Origin of the sequence: Herbaspirillum aquaticum (assembly GCF_002213425.1) — a bacterium.
GTDB classification, from domain to species: domain Bacteria; phylum Pseudomonadota; class Gammaproteobacteria; order Burkholderiales; family Burkholderiaceae_D; genus Herbaspirillum; species Herbaspirillum aquaticum.
This window is the reverse complement of the sequence record NZ_NJGV01000007.1, coordinates 106,083-127,932: the sequence shown is the minus strand read 5'-3', so window position 1 is coordinate 127,932 and position 21,850 is coordinate 106,083. Positions and strand designations below refer to the sequence as shown.

General features: G+C 63.5%; 18 protein-coding genes and 1 pseudogene. 10 read left to right on the top strand and 9 right to left on the bottom strand.

Features of this window, described 5'->3' with window-relative positions:
* Positions 1 to 22: 22 nt before the first annotated feature.
* Both CEJ45_RS09425 and CEJ45_RS09420 read right to left on the bottom strand, forming a co-directional pair.
* Complete coding sequence (locus CEJ45_RS09425) at positions 23 to 1,207, bottom strand: thiolase family protein (protein ID WP_088754883.1); 1,185 nt, start codon at positions 1,205 to 1,207, stop codon at positions 23 to 25.
* 368 nt (positions 1,208 to 1,575) lie between these two features.
* Positions 1,576 to 2,214: a carbonic anhydrase gene (locus CEJ45_RS09420; RefSeq protein WP_088754882.1), complete on the bottom strand. Its 639-nt coding sequence runs from the start codon at positions 2,212 to 2,214 to the stop codon at positions 1,576 to 1,578.
* Between the two features lie 299 nt (positions 2,215 to 2,513).
* Here CEJ45_RS09420 and CEJ45_RS09415 point away from each other — a divergent pair, with 299 nt between their 5' ends.
* Genes CEJ45_RS09415 through CEJ45_RS09405 form a run of 3 tightly spaced genes read left to right on the top strand, consistent with a single transcriptional unit; the run spans position 2,514 to position 4,238 of the window.
* The gene (locus CEJ45_RS09415) at positions 2,514 to 3,182 is read left to right on the top strand and encodes a CsgG/HfaB family protein (protein WP_088754881.1); all 669 of its coding nucleotides are present in this window, start codon (positions 2,514 to 2,516) and stop codon (positions 3,180 to 3,182) included.
* Between the two features lie 25 nt (positions 3,183 to 3,207).
* Positions 3,208 to 3,579 (top strand): DUF4810 domain-containing protein, encoded by a 372-nt coding sequence (locus CEJ45_RS09410; RefSeq protein WP_034338340.1) that lies wholly within the window; start codon positions 3,208 to 3,210, stop codon positions 3,577 to 3,579.
* Complete coding sequence (locus CEJ45_RS09405) at positions 3,579 to 4,238, top strand: DUF799 domain-containing protein (RefSeq protein ID WP_206601743.1); 660 nt, start codon at positions 3,579 to 3,581, stop codon at positions 4,236 to 4,238. The genes CEJ45_RS09410 and CEJ45_RS09405 overlap by 1 nt, the downstream gene beginning before the upstream one ends.
* Before the next feature lie 140 nt (positions 4,239 to 4,378).
* Here the strand turns inward: CEJ45_RS09405 and CEJ45_RS09400 are convergent.
* The 4 genes and pseudogenes from CEJ45_RS09400 to CEJ45_RS09385 form a co-directional block, all read right to left on the bottom strand.
* Positions 4,379 to 5,710: pseudogene (locus CEJ45_RS09400) on the bottom strand (sigma-54-dependent transcriptional regulator).
* Positions 5,703 to 7,523, bottom strand: a complete 1,821-nt coding sequence (locus CEJ45_RS09395; RefSeq protein WP_088754879.1) for a sensor histidine kinase — start codon at positions 7,521 to 7,523, stop codon at positions 5,703 to 5,705. Before CEJ45_RS09395 ends, CEJ45_RS09400 begins: the two are co-directional and overlap by 8 nt.
* Positions 7,524 to 7,631: 108 nt before the next feature.
* Positions 7,632 to 9,023 (bottom strand): MFS family transporter, encoded by a 1,392-nt coding sequence (locus tag CEJ45_RS09390; RefSeq protein WP_088754878.1) that lies wholly within the window; start codon positions 9,021 to 9,023, stop codon positions 7,632 to 7,634.
* Positions 9,024 to 9,454: 431 nt separating this feature from the next.
* Positions 9,455 to 11,767, bottom strand: a complete 2,313-nt coding sequence (locus CEJ45_RS09385) for an NADP-dependent malic enzyme (protein ID WP_088754877.1) — start codon at positions 11,765 to 11,767, stop codon at positions 9,455 to 9,457.
* Between the two features lie 402 nt (positions 11,768 to 12,169).
* Between CEJ45_RS09385 and thiL the strand changes: the two genes are divergently transcribed.
* The 3 genes from thiL to CEJ45_RS09370 all read left to right on the top strand — a co-directional run bounded on the left by thiL (position 12,170) and on the right by CEJ45_RS09370 (position 14,567).
* Positions 12,170 to 13,135, top strand: coding sequence for a thiamine-phosphate kinase (thiL, locus tag CEJ45_RS09380; RefSeq protein WP_088754876.1), 966 nt, complete (start codon positions 12,170 to 12,172; stop codon positions 13,133 to 13,135).
* Positions 13,132 to 13,677 carry a phosphatidylglycerophosphatase A family protein gene (locus CEJ45_RS09375; RefSeq protein ID WP_088754875.1) on the top strand — a complete coding sequence of 182 codons (546 nt, stop codon included), beginning with the start codon at positions 13,132 to 13,134 and terminating at the stop codon, positions 13,675 to 13,677. Before thiL ends, CEJ45_RS09375 begins: the two co-directional genes overlap by 4 nt.
* Before the next feature lie 407 nt (positions 13,678 to 14,084).
* A complete protein-coding gene (locus CEJ45_RS09370; protein ID WP_088754874.1) occupies positions 14,085 to 14,567 on the top strand; it encodes a CinA family protein in 483 nt (160 codons plus the stop codon).
* A gap of 73 nt (positions 14,568 to 14,640) precedes the next feature.
* Here the strand turns inward: CEJ45_RS09370 and pyrF are convergent, their stop codons facing one another.
* Positions 14,641 to 15,459 carry an orotidine-5'-phosphate decarboxylase gene (gene pyrF / locus CEJ45_RS09365; protein ID WP_088754873.1) on the bottom strand — a complete coding sequence of 273 codons (819 nt, stop codon included), beginning with the start codon at positions 15,457 to 15,459 and terminating at the stop codon, positions 14,641 to 14,643.
* A 164-nt stretch (positions 15,460 to 15,623) separates the two neighbouring features.
* On the opposite strand from pyrF, the gene CEJ45_RS09360 reads away from it, so the two are divergent.
* The 3 genes from CEJ45_RS09360 to CEJ45_RS09350 are packed head-to-tail and all read left to right on the top strand — an operon-like array spanning position 15,624 to position 17,631.
* Complete coding sequence (locus CEJ45_RS09360) at positions 15,624 to 16,217, top strand: LemA family protein (protein ID WP_088754872.1); 594 nt, start codon at positions 15,624 to 15,626, stop codon at positions 16,215 to 16,217.
* Positions 16,218 to 16,235: 18 nt separating this feature from the next.
* Positions 16,236 to 17,096, top strand: a complete 861-nt coding sequence (locus CEJ45_RS09355) for a TPM domain-containing protein (RefSeq protein ID WP_187697652.1) — start codon at positions 16,236 to 16,238, stop codon at positions 17,094 to 17,096.
* 1 nt (position 17,097) lies between these two features.
* Entirely contained in the window at positions 17,098 to 17,631 is a 534-nt protein-coding gene (locus CEJ45_RS09350; RefSeq protein WP_088754870.1) for a TPM domain-containing protein, read from the top strand.
* Between the two features lie 62 nt (positions 17,632 to 17,693).
* On the opposite strand, the gene dacB is transcribed toward CEJ45_RS09350, so the two are convergent.
* Complete coding sequence (gene dacB / locus CEJ45_RS09345) at positions 17,694 to 19,133, bottom strand: D-alanyl-D-alanine carboxypeptidase/D-alanyl-D-alanine endopeptidase (protein ID WP_088754869.1); 1,440 nt, start codon at positions 19,131 to 19,133, stop codon at positions 17,694 to 17,696.
* Positions 19,134 to 19,525: 392 nt separating this feature from the next.
* On the opposite strand from dacB, the gene CEJ45_RS09340 reads away from it, so the two are divergent.
* Entirely contained in the window at positions 19,526 to 20,773 is a 1,248-nt protein-coding gene (locus CEJ45_RS09340; protein ID WP_241517315.1) for a diguanylate cyclase, read from the top strand.
* A 212-nt stretch (positions 20,774 to 20,985) separates the two neighbouring features.
* Here the strand turns inward: CEJ45_RS09340 and CEJ45_RS09335 are convergent, their stop codons facing one another.
* Complete coding sequence (locus CEJ45_RS09335; protein ID WP_006462830.1) at positions 20,986 to 21,168, bottom strand: hypothetical protein; 183 nt, start codon at positions 21,166 to 21,168, stop codon at positions 20,986 to 20,988.
* Positions 21,169 to 21,850 lie beyond the last annotated feature (682 nt).

The window sequence follows — 21,850 nt, the reverse complement described above, 5'->3', positions numbered from 1 at the left end:
AGGCACCCGAGCCCCGCGCCGTTCAGTGCAAGGCTTCCAGGCACAAGGCGATGCCCTGGCCCCCGCCGATGCACAGCGAAACCACCGCGCGCCGCTGGCCAGTACGCTGCAGGGCATGCGCCGCCTTGGTGATGAGGATGGCGCCGGTGGCACCAATCGGATGTCCATGGGCAATCGCCCCGCCATCGATATTGAGGCGCTCGCCAGGAATGGCAAGCTCGCGCTGGACTGCCAGCGCAATGGCGGCGAAGGCCTCGTTGATCTCGAAGCGATCCACTTGCCCGAGCGTCCATTGGGCACGTCCCAGCGCCTGGCGGATCGCCGGCACCGGACCGAGACCGAACATGCCCGGTTCCACGCCCGATACCCCTGCCGAGCGCACGGCGACCAGGGCTTGCAGGCCCAGCTCATCGGCCGTCTGGCGGGTACAGACGATCATCGCGGCCGCCGCCGCATTGATGCCCGGCGCATTGCCGGCCGTGATGCTGCCGTCCTTGCGGAAGGCCGGTTTGAGGCGTGCCAGCGATTCCACGGTGGTATCCGGCCGCACCGACTCATCCTGGTCGAAGCGGCGCTCGCCACCCTTGCCGGCCAAGGTGAGCGGCACGATCTCGCGCGCGAAGAAGCCGCTGCGCTGGGCCGCCGCGAATCGCTGCTGGCTTTGTACCGCATAGCTGTCCTGCTGGTCACGGCTCAGGCCGAATTGCGTGGCCAGGTCTTCGGTATGCCAGCCGGAATGCTTGCCGGAGAAGGCATCGTTGAGACCATCGCTGAGGATGGCATCGATCACGGCACCATCGCCCATGCGCATGCCGGCACGCGCGCCGGGCAGCAGGTACGGGGCGCGCTCCATGTTCTCCATGCCGCCGGCGATGACCACGCTGGCCAATCCCGCCCTGATCTCGGCCAGCGCCGAGACCACCGCCTGCGCGCCCGAACCGCAGACGCGATTGATCGCCATGGCCGGCGTTTCCACCGGCAGCCCGCCCTTGATGGCAGCCTGGCGCGCCGGATTCATGGCGTTGCCGGCCTGGATCACGTTGCCCATGATGACCGCATCCACTCGCTCGGGCGCGATGCGGGTCTGCTGCAAGACGGCACCGATGGCGTGCGCGCCCAAGGCGACGGCAGGTACGTCCTTCAGGCTGCCGTTGAAACTGCCAATGGCGGTGCGCAGCGGCGAACAAATCACGATTTCCTGTTGCATGACCGGACTCTTTCTTCAAAAAATGAAAATCATCAGGGGCAATCGACCGCTGGACCGGCAGTCGACAGTTAACTTTCATAATGCAAGTGAGGATATCGTATCACCCAGGCGAGTGCTTCGCATCTCGTAGTTTTGCGGTCGCCGGGGGCCGCTTTCCCGGTGCCAGCGAGAACGCCCTGCGCATCGGCGGCAAGACGTTGCGCCCGTGGCATCTATCGGAGGGGAAAAGGAATGCTGCTGCGCCCTTCGGCTTGCCATTGCCCCCCCAGGGGGCAGGCAAGCGCTCGGGCGAGGTATTTCAGGCGGGGCTGGGGAGGTCGGACGCTTGACCGCTGCGCCTCATAGGCGCGCGATGTGAAGCATGTGGATCAATCGTCGCTGCGGGCCGCCGGATGCTGCGCCAGCGGCACGAAGGTATTGGTGGCCGTGTCGTGCGCCAGGATGGAGCCACTCTCGATGTCATAGACCCAGCCATGCAGTGCCAGCCGGCCCTGCGCCAGGGCCACCGCGACCGAAGGATGGGTGCGGATGTTGTTCAGTTGCGCAATCACGTTCTCGCGCACCATGCCATCGATGCGGTCCTTTTCGGTTTCATGATGGCGCGTTTCGTTGATCATGCGCGCCGCATCGGTGTGGTGCAGCCAGTTGCGCACGGCCGGCATGTGGTCCAGGCAGGCGCAGGTGGCCACCGCCGTCATGGCGCCGCAATCGGAGTGGCCGCAAATGACGATGTCCGACACCTTCAGCTGGGCTACCGCATATTCCACCGTGGCGCTCACGCCGCCCGGCTCGGGGCCGAAGGAAGGCACGATGTTGCCCGCATTGCGGATGACGAACAGGTCGCCCGGTTCGCGCTGGGTCACCAGCTCGGGCACCATGCGGCTGTCGGAACAGGAGATGAACAGGGTCGTGGGCGTCTGGCCGTTGGCCAGGCTCTTGAACAGTTCTTTACGGGAAGGAAAGACGTCCTGCTGGAAACGCAGGAAGCCGTTGATGATGTCGCGCATGAGGGGAAGGCCTTGATTCTTGATGAAGAGGGACGCCAAGCGTCCGGTGAGGCGGATGATACCACGAGCAAACAGGCTGACCGGCGGCAGGTCGTTATAAGCGTAATAACGAATGACCGCTCCGCGTTAAATTTCATCAAGAAATAGCGATTTTTCTACCGCTTAAACTCTTATCGACTGATAAAATTGCCGTCTCGAAACTTGCCAGTGCGCAAGGCACGGCACTTTCGAGAGCGTCAGCATCGATCGAAGGGCATTTGGGTTGCCCTTGTCGACATCAACAATTCGGGGAAACAACTATGTTTAGCAGGTATGTCACGGCCGTGGCCGCGGTCGCCATGGTCACGGCGCTGGGGGGATGCGCCACGGAAAATTCACGCAGTCTGCCAGTAGCCCAGGTGGCCAGTGCGCAGCAGCCGTATCAGGGGGCGCGCAGTCCCATCGCCGTCGGCAAGTTCGACAACCGTTCCAGCTATCTGCGCGGCATCTTCTCGGATGGCGTGGACCGCCTGGGCGGCCAGGCCAAGACCATCCTGATCACGCATCTGCAGCAGAGCAATCGCTTCTCGGTCATGGACCGCGACAACATGGGCGAGCTGGCCCAGGAAGCCAAGCTGAACAAGCAGGCCCAGTCCCTCAAGGGCGCCAATTACGTCGTCACCGGCGATGTCACCGAGTTCGGCCGCAAGGAAACCGGCGACCGCCAGCTGTTCGGCATCCTCGGACGCGGCAAGTCGCAGGTGGCCTATGCCAAGGTAGCGCTGAACATCGTGGATGTGAACACCTCGCAGGTGGTGTACTCGTCGCAAGGCGCGGGTGAATACAGCCTGGACAACCGTGAGATCGTCGGTTTCGGCGGTACCGCCAGCTATGACTCCACGCTCAATGGCAAGGTGCTCGACCTGGCCATCCGTGAAGCCGTGCAGAACCTCGTTGCCGGTATCGATTCCGGTGCATGGAAGCCCTGATCCCCCTTCGCGAACGAGACCGACCATGATGAACAAGAAACTCGCTGCCGGGTTCGCCCTCGGCCTGGCGCTGGCCCTTTCCGGCTGCGCCAATCACCAGCAGAAATCCCTCTATGGCTGGGGCAATTACCAGGACCAGCTGTACGAACACTTCAAGACCGAAGGCAACGGCAATGCCGCCGAGATCGCCGCGCTTGAAGAGAACCTGCAGAAGATGCGCGCCAACAACGACGCCGTGCCCCCCGGCTACCATGCCCACCTCGGCATGCTGTACGCCTCCATCGGCAAGGAAGACCAGCTGATCCAGGAGCTGCAGACCGAGAAGACGCTGTTTCCGGAATCGGCACCTTACATGGACTTCCTGATGCGCAACTACAAGAAGGGATTGAGCAAATGATGCTGAACAAATTCAAGGCGCTGGGCGCCGTGCTGCTGGCGCTGCTGGCTTCGGGCTGCGCTACCCAGCAAAAGCCGTATGACTATGCCGAGTTCAAGGCGGCGCGTCCGGCCTCGATCCTGGTCCTGCCGCCGATGAACAGTTCTTCCGAAGTCATCGCCCCCTACGGCATGCTGGCGCAGGCCACGCTGCCGCTGGCCGAATCGGGCTACTACGTGATCCCGGTCTCGCTGGCCAGCGAGACCTTCAAGCAGAACGGCTTGGCCAACGCGGCTGACATCCACGAGGTGCCGGTCAAGAAGCTGCGTGACATCTTCGGCGCCGACGCCGCGCTGTACATCAACGTGACCGACTATGGCACTTCCTACAAGGTGATCCAGAGCGATACGGTCGTCGCTGCCGACGCCAAGCTGGTCGACCTGCGCTCGGGCAAGACCCTGTGGCAGGGTTCGGCGCGCGCCTCCGACGCAGAACAGCGCCAGAACCAGAACAATGGCCTGCTGGGCGTACTGCTCTCGGCCGTGGTCAACCAGATCATCAGCACCACCACCGACGCCAGCTACAAGATGGCCAGCGTCACCAGCAGTCGCCTGCTGCGTGCCGGTGGCAACAACGGCTTGCTGTACGGTCCGCGTTCGCCGCAATACCAGAAGGACTGAGCAGGACCGCTTGCAGTGCTTGCCCGTGCAAGCGCTGCTGAATCGCTCAACGCCGCTGCGGATCATCACCGCAGCGGCGTTTTCTTTTCATCTGCGCACAGGCTCGCCTGAAGAAAGCACACGCACATGCATCCAGGCCCTCAAGCGCCGGCCAACTGATATTTGCGGATCTTGTCGTAGAGCGTCTTCTTCGGAATGCCCAGCCGGTCGGCTGCCTGAGCGACGCTGCCTTCACTGTCCTTCAAAGCGGCTGCAATCAGGCCTGCCTCGAACTGTTCTACCTGTTCAGGAAGGGACTGCGACAGGGATACCGGCGCACCGGCGGCAGTGATCTGCTCCACGCCCAGCACCCAGCGATCCGCAAAATTGCGCAGTTCGCGCACATTGCCCGGCCATTCACGTTGCTGCCACTGCTGCATCTGGGCCGCCGTCCACGGCGGCGGCTCGCGCCGGTAGCGTATCGATGCGGCCTGGCAGAAATGCGCCAGCAACAGCGGGATATCGCTGCTGCGCTGGTTCAGGGCAGGCAGGTCGATGGAGACCACGCCGATGCGGTAATACAGGTCTTCGCGGAATTGTCCTTCGGCCGACAGCTTGAGCAGGTCAGCCTTGCTGGCCGCCACCACGCGGCAATCGATGGCGACCGATTCATTTCCGCCCAGCCGTTCCAGGCGCCGCTCCTGCAACACGCGCAACAGCTTGACCTGCAGGGCCAGCGGCATGCTTTCGATTTCATCAAGGAACAGCGTGCCGCCGTTCGCATATTCCAGCTTGCCGATGCGGCGCTTCTGGGCGCCGGTGAAGGCGCCCGCTTCATGGCCGAAGATTTCGCTCTCGAAGACCGTCTCCGGCAAGGCCCCGCAGTTCAGGGCCACGAACGGCCCCTTGCGGCCACTGGCAGCGTGCAGTTAGCGCGCCACCACTTCCTTGCCGCTGCCGGTCTGCCCGTTGATCAGCACATCCACATCGGCCGGCCCCAGGCTGCGGATCAGGGTACGGACGCGCTCGATGGCCGGCGACTGGCCCACCAGCGGCGGCAGCTCGGGATCATGCGCCCAGGCTTCGCGCAGGCGGCGGTTTTCCAGCACCAGGCTGCGCTTTTCCTGGGCCCGCAAGGCGATCTCCAGCAGGCTGTCCGAGCCGAACGGCTTCTCCACGAAATCGTAGGCGCCCGCGCGCATGGCCTCGACCGCCATGCTGACGTCGCCATGGCCGGTGACCACGATCACCGGCAGATCCGGATCGATGCGCATGACATGGGCCAGCACCTGCAAACCCGACCAGCCCGGCAGACGCACGTCGGTCACCAGAACGCCAGGGAAATCCCGGTTCAGCAGCGGCATGGCCTCTTCGGCACTGGCGCAGGCGGTCACCGTAAAACCTTCCAGCTCCAGGGCCTGGGCCGTGGCGCGGCGGACTGCCTGTTCATCTTCGATCAGCAAGGCGCTGGGGGTAGCGGCGGGTTTATCCATCAGATCCATTCTCCGTCTTCAACAGCGGCAGGCGCACCACGAATTCCGCGCCGCCCTGCTCATGATTATGTGCGCTCAACTGGCCATTCATGGCCTGGACGATGGACGAGGATATCGCCAACCCCAGGCCCAGTCCCTTGCTCGACGACTTGGTCGTGAAGAAGGGCTCGAACAGGTGCGGCGCCACCTCATCGGCGATGCCCGCACCAGAGTCCCGGATGCGCAGCACCGCCTGCTGACGCTCTGCATCGACCTCCAGCACCACGCAGACGCACTGCTGCGGCGCCTCTTCCACCGCATCGAGCGCATTGCGCAAGAGATTGACGATGACCTGTTCGGTGCGCACCGCATCACCGGTCACATGTACTGGCCCAGGCATGGTGATGCGGGCTTCCACACCCTGCTTTTCGAAGTCGCTGGAGAGCAGCCGTACCGAAGCCTCCACCGCCTGGCGCAGGTCGACCGCCGCCACCGCTTCACCACTCTTGCGGGCAAAGCCCTTCAGTTGGCCGATGATCTTGCCCATGCTGGCACTGGCATGGCTGATGTGTTCCAGGTTCTCGGCCACCTGCGCCGCCTGCCCGCGTGCCAGAAACTTCACCGAGTTGTCGGCGAAGGCGCGAATGGCCGCCAGCGGCTGGTTCAGTTCATGCGTCATCCCGGCCGCCATCTGGCCCAGCATGGCCAGCTTGCCGGCCTGCACCAGTTCATCCTGGGTGGTGCGCAACAGGCTCTCGGTCTGCTGCAGCTTGGCGTACTTGGCGGCGATGGCCTGGTTGGCGGCGGTCAGTTCTTCGGTGCGCTGGGCGATTTTCTGGTCCAGTTCCTCGGCGGCGCGGCGCAAGGCGTTGCGCGACGCCAGCCGTTCCTGCAGGCGACGCCGGTGCTGGTACCAGGCCAGCAGCGAAATGGCCAGCGCCACCATGAAGAGCGCGGCCGCCATCGCCGAGAGCATGGCTGAACGCTGCATGCGCGCCTGCGAGGGGAACAGCATCAACTGCCATCCCAGCCGCCCTACCGGCCGTGACACGTGGGTGCCGAAGCCGCGCTGCAGGGCCGGCGGCAAGGTCGAGACCGGCGTGATGGGCAGGTCCGCATATTGATGCGTGCCTTCCAGCTCGCGCTGCACCGGCGCGCTCAGTGCTTGCAGGCTGTGGTACTTCCATTCGGGCCGGTTGCTGAGGAACACCACCCCGCCGGCATCGGTGAGCGTGATCGGATCGCTGCTGCTGCGCCAGGTATGTTCGAACTCGGCCAGGTCCACCTTGACCACCATCACGCCAATGGGCAGGTCGCCCTCGGCCTGGTCCTGGCGGCGATAGATGGGCTGGGCGATGAAATAGCCCGGTTCGCTGGAGATGTTGCCGATGCCGTAGAAGCGCCCTGCCCTTCCCAGGATGGCCTCGCGAAAATAAGGCCGGAAACCGAAGTCACGGCCGACATAACTGAATTCTTCATCCCAGTTGCTCGAAGCCAGCGTCACACCCTGGCGGTTGAGCATGAAGATATTGACCGCGCGCGACTGCTGCTGGATGGTCTTGAACGCGCGATTGAGGCGATCCACCGACAACGCATCCTCGGGATGCTGCAAGACCTGCCGCACATCGGACTGGAAGCCCAGGGCAAAGGGCAAGGCTTCATATTTCTGCAGGATCGATTCCAGGTCCAGCGCCGCGATCTGCAACTGGGCGGCGGCCTGGTTGCGTTGATCGCTCTCGGCCCGGCCCAGCGCGATGCGATAGGTCAGCCCGCAGACCAGCAGGGTGGCCGCCAGGAACAGGGTCAAAATCAGCAGGTTTCGTCGCGCGCGCATGAAGGTTGGGGTCAAAAGCAGCGCGGCGCCCCGCAGGGCGCCGCGTTGGAGGCGTCATGATAACGCGCCGCGCGCCACCGCAGGCAGCGGCGCGCGGGCAAAGGGCGATCAGGCCGGCTTGTGCAGCTTGCCGGTAGCGGCATCGACCTCGCCGTGTTCATCGTCCGGGTTCATGGCGACATCGCCCTTGAGGTGGCCGTCACGCTGCGGATCCGGCATGCGCAGGCTGATGATCAGCGCCACCAGGCACAGTGCGCTCACGTACCAGTAGAAGGCCGATTCCACGCCCGCCGACTTCAGCGACAGCGCCACGAACTCGGCCGAACCACCGAAGATGGCGTTACCGACCGCATACGACAGGCCCACGCCCAGGGCGCGCACTTCAGGCGGGAACATCTCGGCCTTGATCAGGCCGCTGATGGAGGTATAGAAGCTGACGATGGTCAAGGCCAGGATGGCCAGCGCCATGGCCACGCCGGGGCTGCTGACGTCCTTGAGGAAATGCAGGATCGGGAAGGTGCCCACCATGCCGAAGAAGGCGAAGCACAGCATGGAATTGCGGCGGCCGATCTTGTCGGAGATGGCACCGAAGATCGGTTGCAGGATCATGTAGACGAACAGCGCGCCGGTCATGACGCCATTGGCGACCTTGGGATCCATGCCGGCGGTGTTGACCAGGTATTTCTGCATGTAGGTGGTGAAGGTGTAGAACATCAGCGAGCCGCCGGCGGTGAAGCCCACCACGTTCAGGAAGGCGCGCTTGTGCTGCAGCAAGCCCTTGAGGGTACCGGCTTCCTTCTTCTTGCGGGCACCGGCCGAAGAGGTCTCGGCCAGCGAACTGCGCAGGTACATCGCCACCAGCGCACCGACCGCGCCGAGCACGAAGGGAATGCGCCAGCCCCAGGCCATCAGCTCGGCCTTGGTCAGCCACTGCTGCATGGCGAACAGCACCAGCACGGCCAGCAACTGGCCGCCGATCAGGGTCACGTACTGGAAGGAGGCGAAGAAGCCGCGGCGGCCATTGGGCGCCACTTCGCTCATGTAGGTGGCCGAGGTGCCATATTCACCGCCCACCGACAGGCCCTGGAACGGGCGTGCCAGCAGCAGCAGCGCCGGCGCCCAGGCACCGATGGTGGCATAGGTCGGCAGCACGGCCACGGCCAGCGAGCCGCCGCACATCATCAGGACCGAGATCAGCATGGAGGTCTTGCGGCCATGCTTGTCGGCGATGCGGCCGAACAGCCAGCCACCGATGGGACGCATCAGGAAACCGGCGGCAAACACGCCGGCCGTGTTCAGCAACTGGCTGGTGGCGTCACCCTTGGGGAAGAAGGCCGGTGCGAAGTAGATCGCACAGAAGGAATAGACATAGAAGTCGAACCATTCCACCAGGTTGCCGGAGGAGGCGCCGAGGATGGCGAAGATGCGCTTGCGGTATTCGGTGGCGCTCAAGGGCGTGCTGGTGGTGCTGGGCGCGCTGCTTTGCGGGGTGACACTCATGGAGATCTCCTGTGTTGGCCGCAGGCCTGTCCGAAAGACGCGACGTGCGGCGGGTCATCTTGCTTTGATTGAACCGGAACAAGGCATAACGCAGAGGCCAGCGGGACCAGGCGCGTGAAGACGATGCATGAGCGCATCAGGTGTCTGTCTCCGTGTTTGCTTTTTTGTTTTGATGTTCATATTGCAGGCTTCGTGCCAGCACGAAAAGTTCGGCAACGAGATCACAAGCCATTGATTGCAAAGGGTTTTATCAAAAACAGAGAAAACCAAGCCGCCCACCCGGTGCGGATTCCCGGAATGCTGCTGCGCGGCATGTTCGGGAATCCAGCCACGCGCGCAATGAAAAACGGCGCATGTCTTTCGACATGCGCCGCTCTCAAGGTATTACGGTATTGCGGTCTCCTGGTCTTGCGACCTGACCGAGGCTGCGATCAGCGTTCGGACAAGGCATCCATGACGCACAGGGCCGTCATGTTGATGATGCGGCGCACCGTCGCCGAGGGCGTCAGGATATGAACCGGCTTGGCGCAACCCAGCAGGATGGGGCCGATGGCCACGCCGTTGCCTGATGCGGTCTTGAGCAGGTTGTAGGCGATGTTGGCGGCGTCGATGTTGGGCATGACCAGCAGGTTGGCGTCACCCTTCAACGGCGAATCCGGGATCACCGCATTCAACAGCTTGGAATCGAGCGCGGTATCGCCGTGCATTTCGCCATCGACTTCCAGGTCCGGCGCGATTTCGCGCAGGATGCCCAGGGCTTCGCGCATCTTGCGGGCCGATTCGCTGTTGCTCGAACCGAAGTTCGAGTGCGACAGCAGCGCAGCACGCGGATGCAGGCCGAAACGGCGCATTTCTTCAGCGGCCAGCATGGTGATCTCGGCCAGTTCGCGGGCGTTGGGGTTTTCGTTGACGTGGGTGTCCACCATCACCAGCTGGCGATTGGGCAGGATCACCGCATTCATCGCGGCATACACGTTCACGCCTTCGCGCTTGCCCAGCACCTGGTCGATGTAGTGCAGGTGCAGCTGGGTGGTGCCGTAGGTGCCGCAGATCATGCCATCGGCATCGCCCTTGTGGATGGCCATGGAACCGATGAGGGTATGGCGGCGGCGCATTTCCAGCTTGGCATACTGCTCGGTGACACCCTTGCGGCGCGACATCTCCAGGAAGCTCTGCCAGTAATCGCGGTAGCGGTTGTCGAAGTTGGGGTTGATGACCTCGAAGTCGGTGCCGGCACGCAGGCGCAGGCCAAACTTCTTGATGCGCTGTTCCAGCACTTCCGGACGGCCCACCAGGATGGGCTTGGCCAGGTTTTCATCGACGATCACCTGGACCGCACGCAGCACGCGCTCTTCTTCGCCTTCGGCGTAGACGATGCGCTTCTTGGCCTCGGCAGCCTTCTTGGCGACCTGGAAGATCGGGCGCATGAAGGTACCGCTGTGGTAGACGAACTGTTCCAGCTTCTCGATGTAGGCATCCATGTCCTGGATCGGACGGGCGGCCACACCGGAGCTTTCGGCAGCACGCGCCACGGCCGGCGCGATCTTGATCATCAGGCGCGGGTCGAAGGGCTTGGGAATGATGTATTCCGGGCCGAAGGACAGGTTGGCGATCCCATAGGTCGAGGCCACGATATCGGACTGCTCGGCCTGGGCCAGCTCGGCGATGGCGTGGACGGTGGCGATCTCCATCTCGCGGGTGATGGTGGTGGCACCCGAATCGAGCGCGCCGCGGAAGATGTAGGGGAAGCACAGCACGTTGTTGACCTGGTTCGGATAATCCGAGCGGCCGGTGGCGATGATGGCGTCGTCACGCACGGCCATCACTTCTTCCGGCAGGATTTCCGGGGTCGGGTTGGCCAGTGCCAGCACCAGCGGACGGGCGGCCATCTGCTTGACCATCTCGGGCTTCAACACGCCGGCAGCGGACAGGCCCAGGAAGATGTCGGCATCCGGGATCACTTCGGCCAGGGTGCGGGCATCGGTTTCGCGGGCGAAACGCTCCTTGTCCGGATCCATCAGCTCCTTGCGGCCCTTGTAGACCACGCCGGCCAGGTCGGTGACGAAGATGTTTTCGATGGGGAAGCCGAGGTCGACGATCAGGTCCAGGCAGGCCAGCGCCGCCGCGCCGGCGCCGGAGACCACCAGCTTGACGTTCTTGATGTCCTTGCCCACGACCTTCAGGCCGTTGAGGATGGCGGCGCCGACGATGATGGCGGTACCGTGCTGGTCATCGTGGAAGACCGGGATCTTCATCTTCTCGCGCAGCTTGCGCTCGATGTAGAAGCATTCCGGCGCCTTGATGTCTTCCAGGTTGATGCCGCCGAAGGTCGGCTCCAGGGCCGCGATGACGTCGATCAGCTTGTCCGGGTCGGTTTCATTGATTTCGATGTCGAAGACGTCGATGCCGGCGAACTTCTTGAACAGCACGCCCTTGCCTTCCATGACCGGCTTGGAAGCCAGCGCACCGATGTTGCCCAGGCCCAGCACGGCGGTACCGTTGGTGATCACGGCCACCAGGTTGCCACGGGCGGTATAGCGGAAGGCGTTGAGCGGATCGGCGACGATTTCTTCGCAGGCCGCAGCCACGCCCGGAGAATACGCGAGGGAGAGATCACGCTGGTTGGTCAGCAGCTTGGTGGGCGTGACCGCGATCTTGCCCGGGGTCGGAAACTCGTGGTAATCCAGCGCTGCCTGACGAAGTTGCTGACGCACTTCTTCTTTCTTACTGATCATCGAATCCATACTCTGTATTCTCTAGTTGACTTGCGAAGGGGGTCGATTCTAGCAGAGGTCGGCCCTCAATCATAGGCCGCCGGGCTCATGCTGCTCCGCGCAAAGCCTTTTCCGGACTGGCTTTGCGGCCTGTCGACCCAAACCCGTGATGACCGCGAACATGGCATTTCCGGGGCCAGATGACGACCAGTTGCCGCCTGATGTGCGCAGTTGCGCGCAGCTTGATTTCCCGCACGAGAGGCTGACACTGCCCTTGCCTATCCGGTATTGGGGAAAACCCCTATCCCTTCACCATGGGCTCGCGCACCCTGCCCTGGCGCGGCATCCGGGCAGTTTGCGTTGCATCGCAACATGCGCCGTCGCCGGGATATTGTGCGCCTGAAGCCGTGACGGATTGGTTACAATCGCGCCATGCTTTCCGAATTCGAACTCATTGCGCGCTATTTCAGCCGCCCGCCCGCTCCTGACAGCCGCACGGCCCTGGGTGTGGGGGACGACTGCGCGCTGATGACACCGGCCCCGGGGATGCAGCTGGCCATTTCCAGCGACATGCTGGTGGCTGGCCGCCACTTCTTCCCGGATGCCGATCCCCTGCTGCTGGGCCACAAGTGCCTGGCCGTCAACCTCTCCGACCTGGCCGCCATGGGCGCCCAGCCGATTGCCTTCACGCTGGCCCTGGCCTTGCCGGAAGCGCGCGCCGACTGGCTGGCACCGTTCTCGCAGGGCATGCTGGCGCTGGCCGATGCCCATGGCTGCGAGCTCATCGGCGGCGACACCACCAAAGGACCGCTGACCATCAGCATCACGGTCTTCGGCGAAGTGCCGCCGCAACAGGCGCTGCGCCGCGATGCCGCCCGCGCCGGGGATGACATCTGGGTCTCCGGCACGCTGGGCGATGCCCGCCTGGCATTGGCCGGCTACCGCCAGGAATTCGACATCAACACCGAAGAACTGCAGCTGGCCGCCCCGCGCATGCATGCGCCCACCCCGCGCGTGGCGCTAGGCCTGGCCCTGCGTGGCATTGCCCATGCCGCGATCGACATCTCCGATGGCCTGACGGGCGACCTCGGCCACATCCTCGAACGTTCACATGTGGGGGCGACGCTGGACGTGGACGCCCTGCCGCCCGGCCCTGCCTTGCAGCAGCGCGACCTGCACCTGCGCCGCCGCTTTACCTTGTCCGGCGGCGACGATTACGAACTGTGCTTCACTGCCCCGGCACGCCAGCGCGAGGCTGTCCTCAAGGCCGCCCAGTCCGCTGGAACCACCGTCACCCGCATTGGCCAGATCGATGCGCAAGCCGGATTGCGGCTGCTCGATGCCGCCGGTGAACCGCTGCAGGACACGCCGGATTCCTTCGATCATTTCCGTTCATGAACCAAGCTTCTTCGCCCTTCCCGCCGCCGCCTTCGGCCTCGCCCCGCAAACGCAAGCCGACCCCGCACTTCATGCTGGCCCATCCGGCGCACTGGATCGCCCAGGGCTTCGGCAGCGGCCTCTCGCCCATCATGCCGGGCACGGCCGGAACCCTCTTTGCGTGGCTGTCCTATGCGGTGCTGTCCACACGCTGGCCGCATGTCTTCACGGCAGCGAACTGGCTGGTGATCATTGCGGCCGGCTTCATCATCGGCATCTGGGCCTGCCACCGCACGGGGCAGGCGCTCAATTCGCCCGATGACGGCAGCATGGTGTGGGATGAAATCATCGCCTTCTGGCTGGTGCTGGTGCTGGTCATGCCGGCCAGCCTGAAGACGCAGTTTGCGGCCTTCCTGGTGTTCCGCTTCTTCGACATGGTCAAACCGCCCCCGATCGCCTGGTTCGACCGCCGCTTCAAGGGCGGTTTCGGCGTGATGTGGGATGACATCGTGGCAGCCTTCTATACGCTGCTGGTGTTTGCGTTCTGGCGCACTTATTGGTAACCGGAAGTGAACAATCGGAGCTTGTCCGATACAACATTTCCTGACATCGGAGTATGCTAGGGCCTGTTCACATTCAATCTGTGAGATGCGTTGCCCCCAGAAGGCGTGTTGGCAAGGCGCGCGTCAGGGCTGGTGGTGGTGCCACCAGCCCTGACGTGCAACGCGGCCAGCGCGCCTTCTGGGGGCAACCCTCCGGGAGAGGCCGCCAAGCGTCGCCTGCCGTTGTTGCAGCTCCTTGCCGTGGCACCACCACGGCGCGTCGCCGCGCCTAGGCAGCCAACGCTTGGCGACCTCTCGCACTCACAGATTGAATGTGAACAGGCCCTAGCCCACGCACTTCGTTGATCAACCGACCGCAGCGCGCCCACCTCCCGGCGCCGACTGCGGCACAGCCGAGGATGACACTCATGGACAGCACCCTGGACCTGGCCACCCGCGTGGGCCACACCCTCAAAGCCAAAGGCCTGCTCCTGGCCACTGCAGAATCCTGTACCGGTGGCGGCATCGCCCATGCCATCACTGAAATCGCCGGATCCTCGGAATGGTTCGATTGCGGTTTCGTGACCTATTCGAACGCCTCCAAGAACGAATTGCTGGACATCTCCGAAGCCCTGATCGCCCAGCATGGCGCGGTCAGCGAGGAAATCGCCGGTGCCATGGCCGAAGGGGCGGTGGCCAACAGCAGTTCGGATGTGGCCGTCTCCACCACCGGCATCGCCGGCCCCGGCGGCGCGGTGCCGGGCAAGCCGGTCGGCACCGTCTGCTTCGGCTGGCGCGTGGGCGACAAGACCTATACGGAGCGCCTGGTCTTCAAGGGCGACCGCCAGCAGGTGCGGGCCCAGACGGTGGAACATTCACTCAAGGGCCTGCTGAAGCTTTTGGCAGACTGACGCGGCGAACATGAAGAAAAAGGCGGCGCTCCCATGGAGTCGCCGCCTTTTTCTTCATCTGTGCTTGCGCAGCTCAGCGGAAGCGGTTGATCGCGTCCCGCGTCTCGATGGCCACCCGGCGCGCCGCAGCGGCGAAATCTTCGCCGGCTTCGGGCTTGGCGTAGAGGATGGCACGTGAAGAATTGATCATCATGCCCGTACCCGAGGCCGTCTTGCCGGCCTTGACCGTGGCTTCCACATCGCCACCCTGGGCCCCCACGCCCGGCACCAGCAGCGGCATGTCGCCGATGATGGCGCGCACCTGGGCCAGCTCGTGCGGGAAGGTGGCACCGACCACCAGGCCGCACTGGCCGTTGGTATTCCACTTCTCGGCCACCAGGCGCGCCACGTGCTGGTACAACGGCTTGCCATCGACTTCCAGGAATTGCAGGTCGGAACCGCCGGCATTGGAGGTACGGCACAGCACGATCACGCCGCGATCCTTCCATTCCAGGTAAGGCGAGACCGAGTCCCAGCCCATGTAGGGGCTGACCGTGACGACGTCGGCGTCATAGCGTTCGAAGGCTTCGCGGGCATACTGTTCGGCGGTGGCGCCGATGTCACCGCGCTTGGCATCGAGCACCAGCGGGATCTCGGGGTAGTTGGTGCGCAGGTAGGCGCAGATGCGCTCCAGTTGCTCTTCCGCACCGAGGGCAGCGAAATAGGCGATCTGCGGCTTGAAGGCACAGGCGGCTTCGGCGGTGGCATCGATGATGGCGCGGCAGAATTCGAAGATCGCGTCCGGCTTGCCCTGCAGCTCGGCGGGGAATTTCTTGAGGTCGGGGTCCAGGCCGACGCACAGCAGGGAATTGCGCGAAGTCCACGCAGCGTTGAGTTTCTCGATGAATGTCACGGTGGTGCCTTTAACTGAAAGATGCGCTATTGTAGCGCGCCGGCCTGCCCAGACCTCGATTTTTGACTGATGTTCAGGGGTTTTCACGGAACATCGGGCACTTCATGAGGTTTGCATGGTCTCATGCGCTCCCTTTGCTTCACTTTTGCTACGAGGAAAACAACATGAAAAAACTCTTCTCCTGGCTGGCCATCGCCATCACCGCCCTCACCCTCTCCGGCTGCGGCTACAACGAATTCCAGGCCAAGGATGAAGCCACCAAGGCCGCCTGGGGCGAAGTGGTCAACCAGTACCAGCGCCGCGCCGACCTGATCCCGAACCTGGTCAACACCGTCAAGGGCTATGCCTCGTACGAGAAGGACACCCTGGAAGCCGTTACCCGCGCCCGTGCTGCGGCCACCAGCTTCCAGATCACCCCCGAAGTGCTCAACGATCCCAAGGCCTTCGCCAAATTCCAGGAAGTGCAGGGGCAATTGTCGTCGGCGCTGTCGCGCCTGATGGCGGTCTCCGAGAATTATCCGCAGTTGAAGGCCGACACCAGCTTCCGCGACCTGCAATCCCAACTCGAAGGGACTGAAAACCGCATCACCGTGGCCCGTCAGCGCTACATCGCCGCTGTGAAGGATTACAACATCCTGGCGCGCAGCTTCCCCACCAACATCACGGCCAAGCTGTTCAGCTATGAAGTCAAACCTTCGTTTACGGTAGAAAACGAAAAAGCCATCTCGACCGCGCCCACGGTCAACTTTGGCAAGTAAGCGCCCGCCCCATTGGCCATGCGCAAACTGCTCCTGACCTGCTGGCTGCTGGCGTGGATCGCGCTGGCCGGACCGGCCCGTGCCGATGACGGCCTGGTGCCGGTACCGCCGCTGACGGCCCACGTCGTCGACCAGATCCACCTGCTGCAGCCGCAGCAGCGCCAGGCCCTCGACGGCGTTCTGGCCGACATCGAACAGCGCACCGGCAGCCAGATCGGCGTGCTGCTGATGTCCTCCACCGCACCTGAAGCCATCGAGCAATACAGCATCCGCGTGGCCGAAGCGTGGAAGCTGGGCCGCAAGGGCGTGGATGATGGCGTGATCCTGATCGTCGCCAAGGACAACCCAAAATCCCTGCGCCGCCTGCGCATCGAAGCCGGGCGTGGCGTACAGGGTAGCCTCACCGATGCGCAATCCAAGCGCATCCTGGAAGACGTGATCGCCCCGCATTTCCGCCAGAACGATTTCTATGGCGGCCTAGCGGCGGGCGTGACGGCCATCACCACCCTGCTGGAACAGGAAAAGCTGCCACCGGCCAAACGATCCTCCGGCGCAGTACAGAGCGACGATGGCGCAGGCTGGATCACGCTGGTGGTGATCGGTCTGTTCCTGGTGGTGTTCTTCACGGTATTGCTCAAGTCGCGCCGCAGCAACCGCAATGCGCTCAACAACAATGACTGGGGACGCGGCGGCAGCACGACCGCCGGGGTCATCATCGGCAGCCTGGTCGATGAGGCCTTGCGGCAGGCCAGTTCCGGCCGGGGCGGTTCGCGTTCGGGTGGCGGCGGATTCGGTGGTGGATTTGGCGGTTCGTCCGGTGGCGGCTTCTCCGGCGGTGGCGGTACATTCGATGGCGGCGGCGCCTCGGGAGACTGGTGACATGGCGCACAACAATGCATCCCCTTCCCTGTTTGCGCGCCTGCTGCGCCACCTGCGCATGACGCGTGCGGCGGCACGGCGCATCTTTCCCTCTTCCACCCTCAAGGCGATCCAGGCCAGCATCGGTGAAGGAGAACGGCAGCACCGTGCGCAAGTGCGCGTGATCGTCGAAGCCGCGCTGACGCTGGGCGCAGTGCGGCGCGGCGAAAGCGCACGCCAGCGCGCGCATGAGCTGTTTTCGCACTACCGCATCTGGGATACCGAGGAAAACTGCGGCGTGCTGGTCTACCTCAACCTGGCCGACCGCAAGGTCGAAATCGTCGCCGATCGCGGCATCAATGCGCGTGTCACGCGGGAGCAATGGCAACAGGTGTGCAGGCAGATGACTGCCGGGTATGCCGCTGGCCACTACGAGGCCAGCACCCTGCAGGCATTGGCCAGCCTGCATGCGATCCTGGCGAAGGCCTTGCCGCGCGCCCCGGATGGCGCCGGCGACCTGCACAACGAACTCTCCGACAAACCCCTGCTACTTTGATGCGATGTGAACAGGCCCTAGTGGGTGGCGGCGGCTGCGATTGAAGCCGCCCGCTGCTCAACTCAACCGTTCTCGTACACCCACTGCAACAAGGCATCCTGCGCCTGCTGCCCATTGGGCGCAGCAGCGTGATTGATCAGGAACACCACCACATAGGTCTTGCCCGAGGCCGCCTGCACATAGCCCGCAATCGAACGCACGTCATTGAGCGTGCCGGTCTTGATATGCGCCTGCCCCGCCACGCTTTGCGTCTTCAGGCGACGGCGCATGGTGCCGTCGTAACCCACCAGCGGCAGCGAAGATACGAACTCCGGCATCAGCGGGGAACGATAAGCCTGCACCAGCACGCTGGCCAGCAGCGCCGGCGTGACGCGCTCCACGCGGGAAAGACCGGCACCGTTCTCGATGGCCAGGCCATTGGTATCGATGCCCTTGTCATTGAGCCAGCCACGCACCGCGCGCGCGGCATTGACGGTGTCCCCGGGCTGGCCGGTCATCTCCGCCCCCAGCGTGAGCAGCACCTGGCGCGCCATCACGTTGTTGCTGTACTTGTTGATGTCGCGGATGACTTCCGGCAACGGTGGCGACTGCACTTCCACCATCAGCCGTGCCGAAGGCGTGACCTGTCCGTTGAGCACGCGTCCGGCAAAACTGCCGCCGAGGTCGGCCCACATCTGTGCAAAACTCGCGCCTACATACTGCACATTATTCATGCGGTAAGGATGGACATACCACACACGCGGCCCGCAATCTGCGCTGTAGCTGCCGGTGAAACTGACGGCGCTGGGGTCGTTGTTCATCTTCAGCTTGCCCTGCCAGTCGCCGCAAGGCTCCTGCGACAGGCGCGGCGGCGTGAGGGTGACACCGGCCATGGGCGGATCCATGCTCACGTTGACCACGCCATTGGCCGCATCCGGTTCAAACCGGAAAGCCTGGGTGCGGTAATTCATCAGCAGCGCATCGGGACCGGCGTTGTAGGGCTTCTGCGGATCCCCATCGAACTGCGAGGGGTCATAGCTGGACTCCGCAAAATAAGTGCGGTCCAGCACCAGGTTGCCGCGAATGTCCTTGATGCCGCGTGCGCGCAACTGGCGCAGGAACAGCCAGAAATTCTCCAGCACCAGCTTGGGATCGCCCCCGCCCTTGAGGATCAGGTCGCCATTGAGCACGCCCCCGGAGAGCGTGCCGTCGATATAGGCCTGGGTCTTCCAGGTATAGGTCGGACCGAGGATCTCCAGGGCCGCATCGGTGGTCACCAGCTTCATCACGGAAGCGGGATTGAAGGGCTGCGCGGTATTGTTGGCCGCCAGCATGCGCTTGCCGCTTTCGGCATCGACCACCACCACCCCCGTGTTCTGCTGCGGGATATGGGCCACCCGCAGCGCGCCGACCACGGCCGGCGGCAGGCCCTGCGCGCAGACGGCACTGCTGGCCAGGAGCGAAACGATGAACGAAGAAAAACCAAACCGGTGACACTGCAGGAGGCGGGGAAAGCGGAGCATGATTCAGACTGGAATGAGGAGCAGGCATTATAGGGGATGCATGGCAGGCCGCTGGCGCGCCCGGTGCGGCCCGCCGTCAGAGGACATCGGCGCGTCACCTTGCCATGCGACACTAGGGCCTGTTCTGGACAGGCCCTGAAGGCTTTACACCTGCCGTTTGCAACAGGGAAGATGCACAAGCCCGGCCTGCCAATGACCAATGCCAGCAGGAAACGGTTCCCCGTGCGCGACCGACCGGGGTCAAGGCAAGGGCAGGCCAGGCTTGCGAAGAGCCGCCGGAAGGCGTTACGCTGCGTGACCGATAATCATGCTTTCCATGTAACCAGTACGTACCATCCGCCTGACCGGCGCGGTCGCCCTGGCAGCACCTGCGGTCCCGACGAAAGAAAAACATGAACATGTCATCCCCCTCCAACCCCGATTGTTCACCCGCGCCCCCGGCCCCTTCAGGGTGGCCGCGCCTGCGGCGCCTGCTGCTCAATCTCGTCGATCCGCTGGCGCTGTATCGCCCGCGGGCAACCGGTACGGTTGAGGCCGCTACAGCCGCACTGGCCGGCAAGGGTGTGCGCTTCGTGCAGCGTATCTATCGTCTGCGGGTGATCGGACTGGGTGTGGGATTTTTCTGCGTCGCGGCCGGTTTTCTGCAACATCCCGTGCCGTGGCCGCTGTGGCTGCTGCTGGCGGCGCATGGCTACGTATGGCCCCACGTCGCCCGCCATTGGGCGCTGCGCAGTGTCATTCCCTATCGCGCCGAGCGGCGCAACCTGGTCATCGATGCCGCCTTCGGCGGCTTCTGGATCGCGGCCCTGCAGGGCAACCTGGTGCCCAGCGCGGTCATCATCTCGATACTGTCCATGGATAACATAGCCGCCGGCGGCCTGCGCCTGTTCCTGCGCGGGCTCTATGCCAGCATCCTTGCCTGCGCACTGGGATGGTGGCTGCTGGGGGCGCACTTCCTGCCCCAGTCGGACCTGACCACCATCCTCGCCTGCCTGCCCATGATGGCGCTCTATCCCTTGGCGCTGGGGCAATCCACCTACCTGATGTCGAAGAAACTGGCAGAACGCTCACGCCAGTTCGAGATTGTCAGCCAGCTCGATGGCCTCACCCTGCTCTTCAACCGACGCTACTGGGAAAGCCTGCTGATGGAAGAATTCGAACGCCGCCATCGCCAGCCATCGGGACAGACCCAGACCTTCCTGCTGTTGCTGGACCTGGACTACTTCAAGAGCATCAACGATACCTGGGGCCACCTGGTCGGTGACGAAGTGCTGCGCAACTTCGCGCGCCTGCTGCGTTCAAGGCTGCGCGAACAGGACTGGATCGGGCGCTACGGGGGAGAAGAATTCGGGGTGATCCTGCGGGACATGCACCCCACCGACGCGCTGGCGCTGGCGCAGGGCCTGGTCGAAGCGGCGCGCCTGCACAATGATATAAACAATTTATATGGCTGCACCGTCAGCGGAGGACTGGTGCCCTTCTCGCCCGACATGGAGGCCCATTTCGTCTGGCTGCAACGGGCCGACCATGCCATGTACTGTGCCAAGGAAAGCGGACGGGACCGGCTGGTGGTCTGGCATCCCGGGCTCGAACGCGCGGCCGGCTCGCCCAATCAAGCGCCGCCGCCCTGCTGCGTCTGAACTGGCGCCGATGAACCCACGAAAACGATGGACGCAAAAAAGGCCGATGTTTTCGGGGCCGCCACGAGACCACTGTGAAAACATCGACCTAGGGAAATCAAGGCGGGGCGATCGGCATGACGGAATGATAGGCGTACTTCCCTAAAAAAATGCCTGCGCCGATGCCCCGGCCACTGCCGCAACGAGCGGCAAAGCGGGCCGCAGAAAGCCCGCTAAATTAGCACTGGCAGTGCTTCCAGTACTAAAAGGGCGAGCAATGCGCCGAAGACCGCGCCCACTGCTCTCAAACTGGTACGGACCATCCTTGAGGCCACCGGAACCTCCCCGCATAGCAACAAACCCGCCAGCGCCATGGGAATAAAGAACATCAGGTTGTTCATGATGAGGTTGGGCATGATGCGTCTCCTGGTCGAGTTTATTGGTTTTGCGCGGGGCTGCTGCGCGTACTCTGTTCGGGCTTGCCTCGTATCGAGTATAGGCCGTACACCATGGAAGACAAGCCGCTGCGCACGAGAATCGGTGCTGCAGAGCAGCGTCCAGGGCGGCAAAAATCAGCTTCCTGATCCCCACCCTGAAGCAGAAAGCTTCCATTCCGGCTTGTTGCAGATGCACAAATTTTCGGCAACGGGGGCGGATTTGCCTTGACCCTGTTTTCCGCGCGGGCGTAGAATTCGCCCGTTCTCATTTTTTGGAGTCCCTCTCATGGGCACTTGTTCGGGTGACAGTTGTTGCCGGTTAATTCCGGGTTAAGCCTCAGCAAGGATTTCAGCAGGACTTCATCCTGTCGTCATCTTGCACCAGGCAGATGACGGCAATTCATGTCGGCAGCGCGCGGTCTTTGCAGATCGGGTTTTCAGCAGCGCCGCTGACAACGACATTCCCTCACAACGACAGATCGACGATCGACCGCCGCAGACACGGCGTCAGAACGCAGCTGCATCGCGACCGCATTGCCCGCTCCTTCGAGCCGGCAACCGGCCGGCCTGATGCCGCGGGCGCCATGGCGCACCGCCTTCCGCATGGCCAGCCGCCATGCGGCTGCACGTCTGCTTGCGCCTTCAGGCGCCGATGACAGGG

Excerpts from the sequence above, each read along its gene's own strand:
- CEJ45_RS09355 (WP_187697652.1), top strand. The coding sequence starts at position 16,236 with ATGCGCAAACTGCTCCTGACCTGCTGGCTGCTGGCGTGGATCGCGCTG.
- CEJ45_RS09395 (WP_088754879.1), bottom strand. The coding sequence starts at position 7,523 with ATGCGCGCGCGACGAAACCTGCTGATTTTGACCCTGTTCCTGGCGGCC.
- CEJ45_RS09425 (WP_088754883.1), bottom strand. The coding sequence starts at position 1,207 with ATGCAACAGGAAATCGTGATTTGTTCGCCGCTGCGCACCGCCATTGGC.
- CEJ45_RS09375 (WP_088754875.1), top strand. The coding sequence starts at position 13,132 with ATGAACCAAGCTTCTTCGCCCTTCCCGCCGCCGCCTTCGGCCTCGCCC.
- CEJ45_RS09335 (WP_006462830.1), bottom strand. The coding sequence starts at position 21,168 with ATGCCCAACCTCATCATGAACAACCTGATGTTCTTTATTCCCATGGCG.
- thiL (WP_088754876.1), top strand. The coding sequence starts at position 12,170 with ATGCTTTCCGAATTCGAACTCATTGCGCGCTATTTCAGCCGCCCGCCC.
- CEJ45_RS09340 (WP_241517315.1), top strand. The coding sequence starts at position 19,526 with ATGAACATGTCATCCCCCTCCAACCCCGATTGTTCACCCGCGCCCCCG.
- CEJ45_RS09410 (WP_034338340.1), top strand. The coding sequence starts at position 3,208 with ATGATGAACAAGAAACTCGCTGCCGGGTTCGCCCTCGGCCTGGCGCTG.
- CEJ45_RS09390 (WP_088754878.1), bottom strand. The coding sequence starts at position 9,023 with ATGAGTGTCACCCCGCAAAGCAGCGCGCCCAGCACCACCAGCACGCCC.
- CEJ45_RS09370 (WP_088754874.1), top strand. The coding sequence starts at position 14,085 with ATGGACAGCACCCTGGACCTGGCCACCCGCGTGGGCCACACCCTCAAA.
- dacB (WP_088754869.1), bottom strand. The coding sequence starts at position 19,133 with ATGCTCCGCTTTCCCCGCCTCCTGCAGTGTCACCGGTTTGGTTTTTCT.
- CEJ45_RS09385 (WP_088754877.1), bottom strand. The coding sequence starts at position 11,767 with ATGGATTCGATGATCAGTAAGAAAGAAGAAGTGCGTCAGCAACTTCGT.
- CEJ45_RS09360 (WP_088754872.1), top strand. The coding sequence starts at position 15,624 with ATGAAAAAACTCTTCTCCTGGCTGGCCATCGCCATCACCGCCCTCACC.
- CEJ45_RS09405 (WP_206601743.1), top strand. The coding sequence starts at position 3,579 with ATGCTGAACAAATTCAAGGCGCTGGGCGCCGTGCTGCTGGCGCTGCTG.
- CEJ45_RS09415 (WP_088754881.1), top strand. The coding sequence starts at position 2,514 with ATGTTTAGCAGGTATGTCACGGCCGTGGCCGCGGTCGCCATGGTCACG.
- CEJ45_RS09350 (WP_088754870.1), top strand. The coding sequence starts at position 17,098 with ATGGCGCACAACAATGCATCCCCTTCCCTGTTTGCGCGCCTGCTGCGC.
- CEJ45_RS09420 (WP_088754882.1), bottom strand. The coding sequence starts at position 2,214 with ATGCGCGACATCATCAACGGCTTCCTGCGTTTCCAGCAGGACGTCTTT.